Genomic DNA, 15,170 nt, shown 5'->3' with positions numbered 1-15,170 from the left:
CGCCCGCGTCGATCACCGTTTTCGTTTTTCAAGGAAGTACCGCCATGCAGACACCCACACTGGGTCAGCTCGCCACCGAATACGGCGCGCAGGTTGTGGGTGATCCCGACCTGCCCGTGAGCGGTCTCGCGCCGCTCGACCAGGCCGGTTCCGGCGACCTGTCGTTCCTGTCCAATCCGCTTTACCAGGCCCAGGCGCTTGCGTCGAAGGCCGGTGCCGTGATCGTTTCACAGGCGGATCTGGACCGCATCCATGCGGAAGGCCATGCCGAAGGCCGTAACTGGCTGGTCGCACGCAATCCCTACGTTTGTTTCGCCCGCGTTGCGCAACGGTTCGACCGTGCGGCCAATGCGGACCCGCGATTGGGTATCGATCCGCGCGCGACGGTGGCGTCAGACGCAGTGGTCCCGGCATCGTGCTTTATCGGCCCGAATGTCGTGATCGAGGCTGGTGCCCGACTTGGCGAACGGGTGCGTATCCTGGCAAATGCCTTTATCGGCGCAGGCGTCGAGATTGGCGAAGATACGCTCATCTATGCCAACGTTTCTGTCTATCATCGTTGCGTAGTGGGCGCGCGCAATATCCTGCATAGCGGGGCGGTCATTGGCGCGGATGGTTTCGGCTTTGCGCCCGATATCGGTCCGGCTGGAGTGGAGTACGTCAAGATTCCGCAGGTTGGACGCGCGATACTGGGCAATGACGTTGAGATCGGTGCAAATACGTGCGTCGATCGTGGCGCCATGGCCGACACGGTGATCGAGGACGGGTGCAAGATCGATAATCAGGTACAGATCGCGCACAACGTGCATGTGGGCGCGCATACCGTGATTGCGGGTACGGCGGCCGTTTCGGGTAGCACCCGGATCGGCAAGTTCTGCGTGATCGGCGGCGCAGCGAATTTTTCCGGCCATCTGAATATCGCTGACCGGACCACCGTGTCCGGCGGCACCTCGATTACCAAATCGATTACAAAACCCGGTGGGCATTTCACCAGCGTGTTTCCGTTTACTTCGCATGGTGAATGGGAACGCAATGCCGCCATCGTACGCGGCTTGTCGAAGCTGCGCGAACGCGTGGTACAGCTGGAACGCCGCCTGCGCGGCACGCCGGCCGGGTCCAATAGCAACAAACAAGACGAAGAGAGATCATCATGACAGCCTCCGATATCGATATCCGCAAGATCCTGAAGCTGCTGCCGCATCGCTACCCGATCCTGCTGGTCGACCGGGTGCTCGAGTTCGAGCCGCAGAAGCGCATCAAGACCCTGAAGAACGTGACGATCAACGAGCCGTACTTCATGGGACATTTCCCGGAACAACCGGTCATGCCCGGGGTCATGATCCTGGAGGCGCTGGCCCAGTCGGCCGGGCTGCTGACGTTTGGCGCGGACATGGAGCGCAAGGAAGGTTCGCTGTACTACTTCGTCGGCATCGATGGCGCGCGCTTCAAGCGCGTGGTGTACCCCGGCGATCAACTCCACCTGAATGTGACCGTGGAACGCTACATTCGCGGCATCTGGAAGTTCAAGGCCAACGCCACTGTGGACGGTGAAGTTGCCTGCGAGGCCGAGCTGATGTGTACGGTCAAGCAGGCCGACGCCTGATTGACCCGACTTCGGGCACAACCGCAAGAACAGGACACGACGTATGACGCAAATCCATCCTACCGCACTGGTCGATCCGAAGGCTGAACTGGCTGCCGATGTCGAAGTCGGCCCATTTTCCATCATCGGACCGAATGTACGCATCGGCAGCGGTACACGGGTTGGCGCGCACACCACGGTCGAGGGTCATACGACCATCGGCGCGGACAACCGCATCGGCCCGTATGCCTCGGTGGGCGGCGTCCCGCAGGACATGAAGTACGCCAACGAGCCGACCCGGCTCGATATCGGCGATCGCAACACCATCCGCGAATTCACGACGATCCATACCGGAACCGTGCAGGATCGTGGCTTGACCAGCCTCGGCAATGACAACTGGATCATGGCCTATGTCCACATCGCGCATGACTGCCGTGTGGGCAACCATACGGTGTTCTCGAGCAATGCCCAGATTGCCGGCCACGTGGAAGTGGGTGACTGGGCAATTCTCGGCGGCATGAGCGGAGTCCACCAGTTTGTCCGCATCGGCGCGCACGCCATGCTCGGTGGCGCTTCGGCGCTCGTTCAGGACGTGCCGCCGTTCGTGATCGCGGCCAGCGACAAGAACGGCAACAAGGCCACGCCGCACGGTGTCAACGTGGAAGGTTTGCGTCGTCGTGGTTTCGACGCCGCACAGATTGCCTCGCTGCGCCAGGCATACAAGCTGCTGTACAAATCAGATCTGAGCTTCGACGATGCGCGTAATGAAATCACCGCGATGCTCGGGCAAACGGATGCCGCAACCGCTGCGCCGCTGAAGTCGTTCGTGGAGTTCCTCGCCGCCACCCAGCGCGGCATCGTTCGCTGATTCCGGCTGCACATGGTCGAGGCTGCCGTACAGGCCGCGCTTCCCGTCGAAGGGGCTGCGGATAGGAACAAGCGAGGCACGATTGCCATGGTCGCCGGCGAGGCGTCGGGCGATCTGCTCGCATCGCTGTTGCTCGAGGGGTTGCAAGCCCGGCTCGGCGAGTCAGTCAGCTATGCAGGCATCGGCGGGCGGCGCATGATGGCGCAAGGGTTCGTCTCGCACTGGCCGATGGATACGCTGTCGGTCAACGGCTACGTGGAAGTGCTGGGCTCGCTGCGAGAGATTCTTGCCACGCGTCGCGCGATTCGCGAACAGTTGATTGCCCAGCCCCCGCTGTGTTTTATCGGTGTGGATGCGCCCGATTTCAATTTCGGGCTCGAGGTGCCACTGCGTCGCGCTGGCATTCCGGTCGTGCATTTCGTGAGTCCCTCGATCTGGGCGTGGCGAGGCGGTCGTATCCGCACTATCGCCCGCGCGGTGGATCACATCCTCTGCTTGTTCCCTTTCGAGCCCGAGATTTACGCCAAGGCGGGGATTCCGGCGACTTACGTCGGCCATCCGCTTGCCGACGTCATCCCGATGGTGCCGGATGTGGCTGGCGCGCGCGAGAAGCTGGGCCTGCCGGCCGGCAAGCGCATCGTCGCGGTGCTGCCGGGCAGCCGCCAATCGGAAGTCCGCAATCTTGGCGCGACATTTTTCGAGGCCATGGCACGGATGCATCGCATGGACGGTAACCTGGCGTTTGTCGTGCCGGCAGCCAGTCCTGCACTGCGCGACATTATCGAAGGTCTTCACAACCAGCATCCCGAGCTGGATATTCAAGTTGTGGATGGTCAGTCGCATCTGGCAATGGAGGCGTCGGATGTAGTGTTGCTGGCCAGTGGCACGGCCACGTTGGAAGCAGCCCTGTACAAGAAGCCGATGGTTATCTCCTACAAGGTGCCCTGGCTGACCGCGCAGATCATGAAACGGCAAGGCTATCTGCCGTACGTGGGACTGCCTAATATTCTGTCAGGACGTTTCGTCGTGCCCGAACTGTTGCAGGACGATGCCACGCCGGATGCGCTGGCACGAGAAACGCTGCTCCAACTCAATGACGAGGGCAACGTGGCCTTCCTGCGCGAACACTTCACCGCAATGCATCACACGCTGAAGCGCGACACGGCGAATCTGGCTTCGGGAGTGGTAGTCGACCTGATGCACAGTCGGGGAGTGCGCTGATGGCCCGGCCCAAGGCAGGCACTTCCACGCAAATCGGACTGGATCTGACACAGACGGTAGCGGTTGTGCAGCGTTTGTGTGGCGTGGACGAGGCCGGTCGGGGCCCGTTGGCGGGCCCGGTCTACGCTGCGGCGGTTGTCCTGAATCCCGCGCGTCAGGTTCGTGGGCTGGCAGATTCCAAGATCCTGACTGCAGCAAAGCGGGAATCGCTTTTCGAACGGATTTGCGAGCATGCGCTGGGCTGGCATATCGCATTCGCCACTGTCGAGGAAATCGACTCGATCAACATCCTGCACGCGTCGATGCTCGCCATGCGACGGGCCGTGCAGGGCTTGGCCGCCAGCGGAGTGATTCCCGATCTTGTGCAGGTCGACGGAAATCGTTGCCCCGAGGTGCCGTTCCCCGTCGAGGCGATTGTCAAGGGAGACGCCAAGGTTCGCGCGATTTCCGCTGCATCGATCCTGGCGAAAGTGGCACGCGATCGCAATCTGCTCGAACTGCACGCCAAGTATCCGGAGTACGGATTCGACAGCCATTTCGGTTATCCGACGCCACAGCATTTTGCCGCGCTGGACAAGCATGGTGCAACGCCTCATCACCGGCGCTCCTTTGCGCCCGTTCGGCAGGCACTCGAACGTGAGCGGGCGGCCACCGTGGCCCATACCGTTACCGACGAAACGCCGCCTTTCTGAGATTTTCCTTGAAGCACGTCACTTCGCGCGATAACGCGCTGTTCAAGCACCTGAAGGCCCTGGTCGGCTCCACGCATCAGCGCCGGAAGGCCGGCCAGTCGGTACTGGACGGTGTTCATCTGGCCGATGCCTATGTCGCCGCGCTTGGGCAGCCGGTCAGTTGCGTCGTGAGCGAGCGTCACTACGATCATTCCGAAGTGCGCTCTCTGCTGGAGCGCATCGAGCCGGAGCGCGTCGTCGTGCTTGCAGATACGTTGTTTGCGCAGATCAGCAGCGTGGCCAACGGTATCGATCTACTGTTTGTCATCGAGACGCCTGCGGGCCATCTGCCGGCAACAATCGATACAGATTGCGTCATCCTCGATGGCGTACAAGATGCGGGCAATGTCGGATCCATCCTGCGAAGTGCCGCTGCAGCGGGAATCGCTCATGCATTCCTGACCACCGGCTGTGCCTTTGCCTGGTCGATCAAGACGCTGCGGGCTGGTATGGGTGCCAACTTCCATCTCAATATCGTCGAGCACTGCACGCTGGACATGCTTGCCAGCCGCTTGTCAGTCCCACTGTTCGCGACGTCTTCCCACGCCGATGCTGCCGTTTTCGATACCGATCTGCGCCAACCCGTTGGCTGGATTGTCGGCAATGAAGGGGCGGGAGTGAGCGCGGAGTGGATGGAGCGGGTTACCCGCACGGTCGGTATTCCACAGCCAGGTGGGCTGGAGTCTCTGAACGTAGCTGCCGCCACGGCAATATGCCTGTTTGAAGCGGTGCGGCAACGGCGCTGAGTTGCTACTTGCTGTGCTTGGACGATGACTTCATCCTGCGCTCATGACTGCCGTATGCCTATTGGACGATTCTCAAAGATGCCCGCAAATCAGTAGTTATCGCGGTCGACTTTGATCTCCTGCAAAATCGTTGTCGCAATCTCTTCAATCGACTTGTGCGTTGACGACAGCCATTTGATGCCCTCGCGGCGCATCATGGCTTCCGCCTCGTTGACTTCGTAGCGGCAGTTTTCCACAGCCGCGTACTTGCTACCCGGGCGGCGTTCGTTGCGAATTTCGGTCAGTCGCTGTGGATCGATGGACAAGCCGAAGATCTTGGCCTTGAAGGCATAGAGCGCGGAGGGAAGCCTGCCTCGTTCGAAATCGTCCGGAATCAGCGGGTAGTTCGCGGCCTTGAGGCCATATTGCATGGCCAGGTACAGGCTGGTAGGGGTCTTGCCGCTACGGGAAACGCCCACCAGGATGACATCAGCTTCTGCCAGGTTCTTGTGGGACTGGCCGTCGTCATGGGCAAGCGAAAAATTGATCGCCTCGATGCGGTTCTTGTAGGCCTCGGTGTCGGCATTCTGATGGAACCGGCCAATCGCGTGGGTGGATTTCAGCCCCAGTTCCTTCTCGAGAGGCTCGATAAAGGTCTGGAACATGTCAAGAATCATGCCCTTGGCGCGGCGTATCGCCTTGTTCGAGTCGGAGTTGACCAGCGTGGTGAAGACGATGGGCGGTACGCCCTCGTTGTAGAAGGCCTCGTTGATCTTGCTGACAGCGATATGTGCCTTTTCCGGCGTGTCCACAAACGGCATCCGCACCTTGCGGAAGCGCATCTCGAACTGCGCGAGAATCGAGTGGCTGAACGTTTCGGCCGTAATGCCGGTACCATCGGAAACGATAAAAACCGTACGTACAGCAGGGCGATCCGCTGTCGCGGGGGCTGCGGGCTGCACAGCGCTGGCAGCCGGCGCGGTGTCAGTGGCTGGGGCGGAGGCGGGTTGCGATGCGTCAGGCGCGTCAGGCAGGGACATGTCTGGACAATTATTTTTGAGACGGCCGCCGCGCGAAAGTGCGATGCGGCACGGTAGAATAGCGGCGATCTTTTGGCTAAGCAATTCCGCCAACGTCGATCAGGCAACGATCCGGGGCCCGATTGTCGACAATGTGCGGTGCAGCATCGGAAGTTGCCGATTGCAGCCGGAATTGCTCAGCCAAGCGATCCGCCGGGGACAGAACATCAACAACATACCGGTCGGTGCAAAAGATTTCTTACTTTGTTTTGAGGCTTTTATGACCAACCAGGTAGATAACGGCGCCTACGTGCTGCCGTTTGAAGAACTGCGCATGCAGGATGTCGAGATCGTCGGCGGCAAGAATTCGTCGCTCGGCGAAATGATCTCGCAACTCGCCAACGCCGGCGTACGCGTACCCGGCGGCTTCGCGACCACGTCCCTGGCCTTTCGCGATTTTCTCGAACACAACAATCTCACCGCGCGTATATCGGAACGTCTGAAGACGCTTGACGTCGATGACGTCAAGGCGCTGGCCGAAGCTGGCGCGGAAATCCGCGGCTGGGTGGCATCTGCACCGTTCCAGCCCCGTCTCGACGCCGAGATCCGCGAGCACTACGCGCGCGTATCGGCGCGCGAAGGTGCCGAGGCGTCGTTCGCCGTGCGCTCGTCGGCCACGGCCGAAGACCTGCCCGACGCATCGTTTGCCGGTCAGCAGGAGTCGTACCTGAACGTCAGCGGTATCGATGACGTGCTGGACAAGGTCAGGCACGTATTTGCGTCGCTGTACAACGACCGTGCGATCTCCTACCGCGTGCACAAGGGCTTTGCCCACGACGTCGTGGCGCTGTCGGCTGGTATCCAGCGCATGGTCCGCTCGGATCTGGCCGCCTCGGGCGTGATGTTCACGATCGACACCGAATCCGGTTTCCCGGACGTGGTCTTCATCACGTCGAGCTACGGCCTGGGTGAAACGGTGGTGCAGGGCGCCGTGAATCCGGACGAGTTCTATGTCTTCAAGCCGACCTTGCAAGCCGGCCACTACCCGATCATCCGCCGCTCGATTGGCTCGAAGCTGATCAAGATGGAGTTCACGAAGCCCGGCGAAGCTGGCCGCGTGAAGACCGTGGACGTACCGCCCGAACTGCGCAACCGCTACTCGATCACCGACGAAGATGTCAGCGAGCTGGCGCGCTACGCGATGACCATCGAGAAGCACTATGGCCGCCCGATGGACATCGAGTGGGGCAAGGACGGCAAGGATGGCAAGATCTACATCCTGCAGGCGCGTCCGGAAACGGTGAAGAGCCAATCGGCTGGCAAGGCCGAGCAACGCTTCAAGCTCAAGGGCACGTCCGCCGTGCTGACGAGCGGTCGCGCGATTGGCCAGAAGATCGGCACGGGTCCGGTGCGCGTCATCAACGACCCGTCCGAAATGGAACGCGTGCAGCCGGGCGACGTGCTGGTGGCCGACATGACCGACCCGAATTGGGAACCGGTGATGAAGCGCGCTGCGGCAATCGTCACGAACCGTGGCGGCCGTACGTGCCATGCCGCGATCATCGCGCGTGAACTGGGCGTTCCGGCCGTGGTGGGTTGCGGCGACGCGACCGATCTGCTGAAGGACGGCACCCTCGTGACCGTTTCCTGCGCAGAAGGCGACGAAGGCCGGATCTACGATGGTCTGCTCGAAACCGAGGTGACCGAGGTCCAGCGCGGCGAGATGCCGCAAATCGCGACCAAGATCATGATGAACGTCGGCAACCCGCAGTTGGCCTTCGATTTCGCACAGATCCCGAACGAAGGTGTGGGCCTGGCCCGCCTGGAATTCATCATCAACAACAACATCGGCGTCCATCCGAAGGCGATCCTCGACTATCCGCAAGTCGATGCCGACCTGAAGAAGGCCGTGGAGTCGGTGGCACGTGGCCACGCGAGTCCGCGCGCGTTCTACGTCGACAAGCTGGCCGAAGGCATGGCCACGATCGGCGCAGCGTTTTATCCGAAGCCTGTGATCGTGCGTCTGTCGGACTTCAAGTCGAACGAGTACAAGAAGCTGATCGGTGGGTCGCGCTACGAACCGGATGAAGAGAACCCGATGTTGGGTTTCCGTGGCGCGTCGCGTTACATCTCGGAAGACTTCGCGGAAGCGTTCGAGATGGAATGCAAGGCCATGAAGCGCGTGCGCGACGAAATGGGTCTGACCAACGTCGAGATCATGGTGCCGTTCGTGCGCACGCTGGGCCAGGCCGAGCGCGTGATCAACCTGCTCGCCAAGCACGGTCTCAAGCGCGGCGAGAACGGCCTGCGTATCATCATGATGTGCGAGGTGCCGTCGAACGCGATTCTTGCCGAGGAATTCCTGCAGTTCTTCGATGGTTTCTCGATTGGCTCGAACGACCTGACGCAGCTCACGCTGGGCCTGGACCGCGACTCGGGCATGGAATTGCTGGCCAAGGATTTCGACGAACGCGATCCGGCCGTGCGCTTCATGCTGCAACGCGCCATCTCCACGGCGCTGCGCCTGGACAAGTATGTCGGTATTTGCGGTCAGGGTCCTTCGGATCACCCGGACTTCGCGGCATGGCTGGCTCAAGAAGGCATCAAGTCCATCTCGCTGAATCCTGATTCTGTGGTCGAAACCTGGAAGCAGCTGGCTTCGTGAGGCATTACACGTCACAATAGCGACATGACAACAAATTGGCGCCGGTCCTGAACCGGCGTCGTGCGGCACCGGCCCTGCGGCAGGTGTTCCTACTGCCCCCGCAGACGCCGAAGGCGTTTGGCGGGGGTTTTTGTTTTTCGGGTTGGCGTTTTGTGAAATGGAAAGGAGCGGGATGACGCCGTATTACGTTTGGTTTGCTGCTGCGGTGATTCTGATCATCGCGGAAATGGCCACGGGCACGTTCTATCTGCTGATGATTGCTTCCGGAGTTTTGGCAGGGGGTGTTGCTGCCATGTTGGGCCTGGACGTGCCACTGCAGACCGTAGTGGCCGCCGTCGTTGCGATCATTGCGATAGGGGCGCTGCGCCGTACGCGCTATGGCCGCTTGCGGCGCAGGGAGCCGGGCACCGATCCAAACGTCAACCTGGATATCGGGCAGGAACTGGATGTAGGCGCCTGGGATGGCTTCGGTCGAGCGCGGGTGCCATACCGCGGCGCTGACTGGACCGTGGAACTGGCGCCGGGGAGTGATCCGACGCCGGGACGATATCGGATCGTGGAAGTACGGGGCACTACGTTGATCGTGTCGCCACGGTAGATCTCACGGCCATGGGTGCCGGCTTTTTTCTTTGACGGGAGTTTTGTTGATGTCTGCTTTCCAGCTTGGCCTTTTTCCGCTGATTCTGCTTGTTGGTGCGATCGTGCTGATCGCAAAATCCATCAAGATCGTGCCGCAGCAGCACGCTTGGGTACTGGAACGACTGGGCCGCTACCATGCGACCCTGACGCCGGGTCTGTCGATCGTGGTGCCTTTTGTCGATCGCGTTGCCTACAAACACATCCTTAAGGAAATCCCGCTCGATGTGCCGAGTCAGGTGTGTATCACCAAGGACAACACGCAGTTGCAAGTCGACGGGGTCTTGTACTTCCAGGTGACGGACCCGATGAAGGCGTCGTACGGTTCCAGCAACTTTGTGGTGGCGATTACGCAGTTGTCGCAGACGACGCTGCGTTCCGTGATTGGTCGGCTGGAACTCGACAAGACGTTCGAAGAGCGCGACTTCATCAACCACAGCGTGGTCAACGCACTCGACGAGGCGGCCGCCAACTGGGGTGTGAAGGTGCTGCGTTACGAGATCAAGGACCTGACACCGCCCAAGGAAATCCTGCATGCCATGCAGGCGCAGATCACGGCGGAACGCGAGAAGCGAGCGTTGATCGCAGCATCGGAAGGTAAGCGCCAGGAGCAGATCAACCTGGCGTCCGGTGCCCGTGAAGCAGCCATTCAGAAGTCCGAAGGGGAAAGGCAGGCCGCCATCAACCAGGCGCAGGGCGAGGCGAACGCCATTCTGGCAGTGGCGGAAGCCAATGCTCAGGCGATTGCAAAGATCGGCCATGCCATTCGTAGCGAAGGTGGGGTGGAGGCCATGAACCTGAAGGTGGCCGAGGAATATGTGGCAGCCTTCGCGAACCTCGCCAAGCAGGGCAATACGCTGATTGTTCCCGGTAACCTGGGCGATATGAGCAGCATGGTTGCGACCGCATTGCAGATCGTGAAGTCGCAGGGTGGGACGAAGATCTGAAGTCCTGTGCACCATAGAAAACGGAGGCCTTGGCCTCCGTTTTTTTTGCCGCAACTGCGGACCTATTCCTTGGCGCCGCCCTTCATGATGCGAGCCTTTTCGCGTTCCCAGTCGCGATTCTTCTCGGTTTCGCGCTTGTCGAACTGTTTCTTGCCCTTGGCGAGGCCGATTTCGCACTTCACCCGGCCGCGCGTGTAATGGAGATTCAGCGGGACAAGGGTGTAACCGCGTTGCTCCACCTTGCCGATCAGTTTCTTGATCTCTTCGGCCTTGAGTAGCAGCTTGCGCGTCCGGACGGGGTCGGGCGTGACGTGGGTGGAGGCGCTCTGCAGCGGGCTGATGTGGGCGCCAATCAGGAACATTTCGGCGTCGCGGACTACGACGTAACCTTCCTTGATCTGGACGCGGTTTGCGCGGATTGCCTTGACCTCCCAGCCTTCCAGCACGATCCCGGCCTCATAGCGCTCTTCGATGAAGTAGTCGAAAAAGGCTTTCTTGTTGTCAGCGATCGTCATGCGGGTGGTGGAATCCTTTGCGGGCCGCCTGGTCTGTCAGGTGGCCGGTTATCTGGTGTGTGGCCGGTTGTCGAACCAGCGGTGTGGTGCGCAGGCCAAGCCGGGCGTGCCGTGTTGGCGGCTGTCGGCTAAAATCGGGATTCTAGCAAACCACCCGGCCCCAGCCCAGTTTCGCGGGGCCTGCGATCCGAATACATGGCAGACGTCCATAAATCCGTACTGCTCGGTTTCTCCGCCGAACAGATGTACGACCTGGTCACGCGCGTGGAAGATTATCCAAAATTCCTGCCCTGGTGTGGCGGAGTGGAGGTCTTCGAACAGACCGAGACCTTGCTCGATGCCAAGATCAACATCCATTTCAGTGGCATCAAGCAGTATTTCCATACACGCAATACCCAGGAGCGGCCGACGCGTATCGATATGACGTTCGCAGACGGTCCTTTCAAGACCTTTAATGGCTGCTGGCGATTTACGCCCCTGCGAGCCGATGCCTGCAAGGTCGAGTTTCACCTTCACTATGAGTTTTCGAGCGTTCTGCTCGAAAAGATCATCGGGCCGGCCTTCAGCGTCATCGCCAATACCTTCGTCGATGCCTTCGTCAAGCGTGCCGAGGTAGTGTATGCCGACAAGTCCTGAGCCTGGCGGCACCGTACGTCTCTCGGTCTGCTACGCGCGGCCCGATACGGTATTCCTCGAATCCGTGGCGGTGCCCGCAGGCACTACGATCATGCAGGCCGTTCAGTCCAGCGGACTGATCGCCACGTGTCCGGAAGTGGATCCCACCACGATGCGCGTGGGCATTTTCGGCAAGCTCAAGACCATTGACACCCCGGTGCGCGAGGGAGATCGCGTCGAAGTCTATCGTGCCTTGACGGCTGATCCCAAGCAGGCGCGCCGCAAGCGTGTGCAGAAAACCCGTGCCACAGCCACTGGCATCCGGGAAGGCCAGAAATGGCTGCGTGGCGGGGCGGGCGACTGATGTTGCCGGGAGCCTAGCTCGTGCAGTGCTGGCTCAGCGATTCGTTCATCCGGGCGATTTCGGCGGAGCGCTCCTCGTCATTGAGTCGCTGTGGCGCACCGTCCGGACCGGATCGTGATACGCGGACGCCCTGGCTGAGGCCCGTCGCATAGTTGCGCATTTCCTGGCATTTCTCCTGACGTGCCAGATCCTGGCGTTCCTTCGTCGCAGCTTCCAAATCAGCCTTGATCCGCGCATCGCGACGCTCGCGGAACGCTTCGTCAGCGTCTCCCGATTTCTCGCCCTTGCTCTTGGTGCTCACGGACTGCATACGCGGCTCGCCGGGCTTTGCGGCTTTCGCTGCCGTTCTGCCGTCGTTCTGGATCTCGGTGGCAGAGCCCTCGGCTTCGACCGGCCGGTAGGCCCCGGCAAAGCGCCCGGGCGCAGCCTTGATCGCGCTTGCCGGCACAGACAGCGGGGGCGGCACGTCGCTGTAGACGGTGCGCCCGTTGGCATCCGTCCATTGCCATTGCGAGATGGCGGTGCCCGGCACAAGCGCAGCGAGCGTTGCAGCAATCAGCGGATACAGCACGGATCGTTTCATGGCGAAGTCGTGAACAGGTCAGGCAGGTTTCAAGAGTGATGGACATCATGCGCCGGTGGGGTTGACAGCGATGTGACCCGTGCGGCATTGCGCTAGTCTACTGAGCCTTGTCCGTCGCGTGCAAGCGGACCGACCATGCCACACCCACCATCAGCAAAGCGATGGCGGCAATTTCCAGTGGTCGCGGCCAGCGATGATCGAACACAAAACCGTACGCCAGCGCGAAAAGCGTCTCGAATACGATCATCTGACCCGATAGCGTCAATGGCAATCTGCGGCTCGAGATGTTCCAGAGATTGTTGCCAATAAGCGACGCGCCAAGCGCAACGGCAGCGTTGACCGTCCAGAACCACTGCCATTCCCGACCGCTGCCGGGCGCTGTCAGATGGTCGGCGAAGGCCAGCCAGCCCACCACAGCCAGAATCAATGAGACAAGTCCGGTAGACAACCCATACAGCGCGGACCATTCATTTCCGCTGAACTGTGGATTGCGCTGCAAGTAGCGTGCGTTGTCCACGGCGTATAGCGTCCAGCAGATCAACGCCCCCGCCGCGCAGACAACGCCGGCCAGCTTCTGCCAGGCTGGGCGGGCCAGCGCACCCGCCACGGCACCCTGCGCGCCGTCGCCGCCAGTGAAGAGGTCGATGTTGATGCAGGCGATGCCTGCGGCCACCACCAATAGCGGAAGAGCCAGTCTGCCAAGCGGCACGGCGCCATGATCGCGCCGGCCCATGAGCGTGACCGAAATCGGCAGGATGCCGATGATCAGTGAAGTCGGGCCGACGCCTGCCAGTTGCACGCCAAACGCAAGCAGCACGTAGTAGAGAAGATTGCCCGTGAACGCCTGACGCAGCAGGGCGATGCAGTCGGCGCGCGTAAGCTTGCGGGCAATGCGACGCATCAGCGGTAGGGCGGCAACGCAGGCCACGATCCCGTAAGCGAGATAGCGGCCGATTGCCAATTCCCATGGAGAGAATGCGGGCAGCAGCTTGGGTGCAATGAAGACCATGCCCCAGAAGGCCCCGGCCAGGAGGCCGCACAATACGCCGATTCCCATGGTCTCCGATGCGCCGTTGAAAAAGGAGGCCGAGAATAGCAAACGCATTGCAGGAACGCATCAGCAAATCCTGCATTCCTGTATAATCTGCTTTTGCGCCTAGAGGATTCGCTATGCGTCTTGTCCAGAAAGCACTCACATTCGATGACGTGCTGCTCGTCCCGGCCTATTCGGCCGTCCTGCCCCGGGATGTTTCCCTCCGCACCCGACTGACCCGTTCGATCGAACTCAATATTCCGCTGCTGTCCGCCGCCATGGATACAGTGACGGAGGCTCGCCTCGCCATTGCCATGGCCCAGGCCGGCGGTATCGGTATCGTCCACAAGAACCTGAAGCCCGCTGACCAGGCTCGTGAAGTGGCGCGCGTGAAGCGCTACGAATCGGGTGTGCTGCGTGATCCGATCACCATTTCGCCCGACATGAAGGTGCGCGATGTGATCGCACTGTCGCAGCAGCATGGCATTTCGGGTTTCCCGGTGCTCGAGGGCAAGACCGTAGTCGGCATCATTACCAACCGCGACCTGCGCTTCGAGGAAGAACTCGACGCCCCGGTGCGCGCCAAGATGACCCCGCGCGAGAAACTCGTGACCGTGGCCGAAGGTGCACCGCTCGAGGAAGCCAAGCGTCTGATGAACCGCCACCGCCTGGAGCGTGTGCTGGTCGTCAACGGTGCATTCGAGCTGCGCGGCCTGATCACGGTGAAGGATATTCAGAAGGCCGTGGACAACCCGCTGGCCAGCAAGGATGCGCATGGCCAACTGCGCGTAGGCGCCGCAGTGGGCGTGGGTCCCGATAATGACGAACGCGTGGAACTGCTGGTCAAGGCCGGCGTCGATGTCATCGTCGTAGATACTGCGCACGGTCATAGCCAGGGTGTGCTGGATCGCGTGCGCTGGGTCAAGCAGAATTTCCCGCAAGTTGAAGTGGTCGGCGGCAATATCGCCACCGGTGCAGCCGCGCTGGCGCTGGTCGAGCATGGTGCAGATGGCGTAAAGGTCGGTATCGGCCCGGGGTCGATCTGCACCACGCGTATCGTGGCCGGTGTGGGCGTGCCGCAAATTACCGCCGTGTCGAACGTTGCCGAAGCGCTCAAGGGCACGGGCGTGCCGCTGATCGCCGACGGCGGTATCCGTTATTCGGGCGATGTGGCCAAGGCCCTCGCAGCCGGTGCACACACCGTGATGATGGGCGGCATGTTCTCGGGTACCGAGGAAGCGCCGGGCGAGGAGTTCCTGTTCCAGGGGCGCTCGTTCAAGAGCTACCGCGGCATGGGTTCGGTGGGTGCGATGAAGGATGGCGCGGCAGACCGCTACTTCCAGGAAGACAACACTGCGAACGTCGACAAGCTCGTGCCGGAAGGCATCGAGGGTCGCGTGGCCTACAAGGGTCCGGTGCAGGCGATCATCCACCAACTGACTGGTGGTATCCGCGCCTCGATGGGCTATTGCGGAGCCAGCTCGATTCCGAATTGGCACGAGAGCGCCGAGTTCGTCCAGATCACCGCCGCGGGCATGCGTGAGTCGCACGTCCACGATGTGCAGATCACCAAGGAAGCCCCGAACTACCGTATCGACTGATCTAGTCCCAAGCCCCTGGCCGGATATGCCGGCCCCGGGGCACCACGGCCGCGCTGGCTACGTCG

General features: G+C 61.1%; 15 protein-coding genes and 1 pseudogene. 12 read left to right on the top strand and 4 right to left on the bottom strand.

All coding sequences use genetic code 11. From position 1 onward, the window contains the following. Window positions 1–44: 44 nt before the first annotated feature. The 6 genes from lpxD (at window position 45) to GA566_RS08450 (ending at window position 5,148) form a co-directional block, all read left to right on the top strand. A complete protein-coding gene (gene lpxD, locus GA566_RS08475; protein ID WP_160472498.1) occupies window positions 45–1,154 on the top strand; it encodes a UDP-3-O-(3-hydroxymyristoyl)glucosamine N-acyltransferase in 1,110 nt (369 codons plus the stop codon). Continuing rightward, a complete protein-coding gene (fabZ, locus tag GA566_RS08470; RefSeq protein WP_137924605.1) occupies window positions 1,151–1,603 on the top strand; it encodes a 3-hydroxyacyl-ACP dehydratase FabZ in 453 nt (150 codons plus the stop codon). The genes lpxD and fabZ overlap by 4 nt, the downstream gene beginning before the upstream one ends. Window positions 1,604–1,646: 43 nt before the next feature. Further along, window positions 1,647–2,450, top strand: coding sequence for an acyl-ACP--UDP-N-acetylglucosamine O-acyltransferase (lpxA, locus tag GA566_RS08465; RefSeq protein ID WP_137924606.1), 804 nt, complete (start codon window positions 1,647–1,649; stop codon window positions 2,448–2,450). Window positions 2,451–2,537: 87 nt separating this feature from the next. Then, on the top strand, window positions 2,538–3,671 hold the full coding sequence (gene lpxB / locus GA566_RS08460; RefSeq protein WP_370459303.1) for a lipid-A-disaccharide synthase: 1,134 nt from the start codon (window positions 2,538–2,540) through the stop codon (window positions 3,669–3,671). Beyond that, a complete protein-coding gene (gene rnhB / locus GA566_RS08455) occupies window positions 3,671–4,363 on the top strand; it encodes a ribonuclease HII (protein ID WP_137924608.1) in 693 nt (230 codons plus the stop codon). Before lpxB ends, rnhB begins: the two co-directional genes overlap by 1 nt. 8 nt (window positions 4,364–4,371) lie before the next feature. Continuing rightward, window positions 4,372–5,148, top strand: a complete 777-nt coding sequence (locus tag GA566_RS08450; protein WP_160472497.1) for an RNA methyltransferase — start codon at window positions 4,372–4,374, stop codon at window positions 5,146–5,148. An 89-nt stretch (window positions 5,149–5,237) separates the two neighbouring features. Here GA566_RS08450 and GA566_RS08445 read toward each other — a convergent pair whose 3' ends face one another. Further along, complete coding sequence (locus GA566_RS08445; RefSeq protein WP_137924675.1) at window positions 5,238–6,167, bottom strand: pyruvate, water dikinase regulatory protein; 930 nt, start codon at window positions 6,165–6,167, stop codon at window positions 5,238–5,240. A 259-nt stretch (window positions 6,168–6,426) separates the two neighbouring features. Here GA566_RS08445 and ppsA point away from each other — a divergent pair, with 259 nt between their 5' ends. From ppsA to GA566_RS08430, 3 genes are all read left to right on the top strand, one after another. Then, window positions 6,427–8,811 carry a phosphoenolpyruvate synthase gene (gene ppsA, locus GA566_RS08440; RefSeq protein ID WP_137924610.1) on the top strand — a complete coding sequence of 795 codons (2,385 nt, stop codon included), beginning with the start codon at window positions 6,427–6,429 and terminating at the stop codon, window positions 8,809–8,811. A 172-nt stretch (window positions 8,812–8,983) separates the two neighbouring features. Next, window positions 8,984–9,409: an NfeD family protein gene (locus GA566_RS08435; protein WP_160472496.1), complete on the top strand. Its 426-nt coding sequence runs from the start codon at window positions 8,984–8,986 to the stop codon at window positions 9,407–9,409. A 49-nt stretch (window positions 9,410–9,458) separates the two neighbouring features. Further along, window positions 9,459–10,394 (top strand): SPFH domain-containing protein, encoded by a 936-nt coding sequence (locus tag GA566_RS08430; RefSeq protein ID WP_137924612.1) that lies wholly within the window; start codon window positions 9,459–9,461, stop codon window positions 10,392–10,394. A 62-nt stretch (window positions 10,395–10,456) separates the two neighbouring features. On the opposite strand, the pseudogene smpB reads toward GA566_RS08430, so the two are convergent. Beyond that, window positions 10,457–10,915: pseudogene (smpB, locus tag GA566_RS08425) on the bottom strand (SsrA-binding protein SmpB); the annotation flags it as partial. A gap of 189 nt (window positions 10,916–11,104) precedes the next feature. On the opposite strand from smpB, the gene GA566_RS08420 reads away from it, so the two are divergent. Then, the gene (locus GA566_RS08420; RefSeq protein ID WP_137924614.1) at window positions 11,105–11,545 is read left to right on the top strand and encodes a type II toxin-antitoxin system RatA family toxin; all 441 of its coding nucleotides are present in this window, start codon (window positions 11,105–11,107) and stop codon (window positions 11,543–11,545) included. Then, a complete protein-coding gene (locus GA566_RS08415; RefSeq protein WP_137924615.1) occupies window positions 11,529–11,888 on the top strand; it encodes an RnfH family protein in 360 nt (119 codons plus the stop codon). Before GA566_RS08420 ends, GA566_RS08415 begins: the two co-directional genes overlap by 17 nt. 13 nt (window positions 11,889–11,901) lie before the next feature. On the opposite strand, the gene GA566_RS08410 is transcribed toward GA566_RS08415, so the two are convergent. Together GA566_RS08410 and GA566_RS08405 are read right to left on the bottom strand one after the other, a co-directional pair. Then, window positions 11,902–12,471, bottom strand: a complete 570-nt coding sequence (locus GA566_RS08410) for a DUF4124 domain-containing protein (protein ID WP_160472494.1) — start codon at window positions 12,469–12,471, stop codon at window positions 11,902–11,904. A 97-nt stretch (window positions 12,472–12,568) separates the two neighbouring features. Further along, window positions 12,569–13,528: a DMT family transporter gene (locus GA566_RS08405; protein WP_160472493.1), complete on the bottom strand. Its 960-nt coding sequence runs from the start codon at window positions 13,526–13,528 to the stop codon at window positions 12,569–12,571. Window positions 13,529–13,641: 113 nt separating this feature from the next. Here GA566_RS08405 and guaB point away from each other — a divergent pair, with 113 nt between their 5' ends. Beyond that, entirely contained in the window at window positions 13,642–15,105 is a 1,464-nt protein-coding gene (gene guaB / locus GA566_RS08400) for an IMP dehydrogenase (protein WP_137924618.1), read from the top strand. Window positions 15,106–15,170: the final 65 nt, after the last annotated feature.

This window comes from Cupriavidus sp. SW-Y-13 (assembly GCF_009793345.1).
Lineage (GTDB): Bacteria > Pseudomonadota > Gammaproteobacteria > Burkholderiales > Burkholderiaceae > Cupriavidus.
This window is presented reverse-complemented; position numbering and strand designations above follow the sequence as displayed.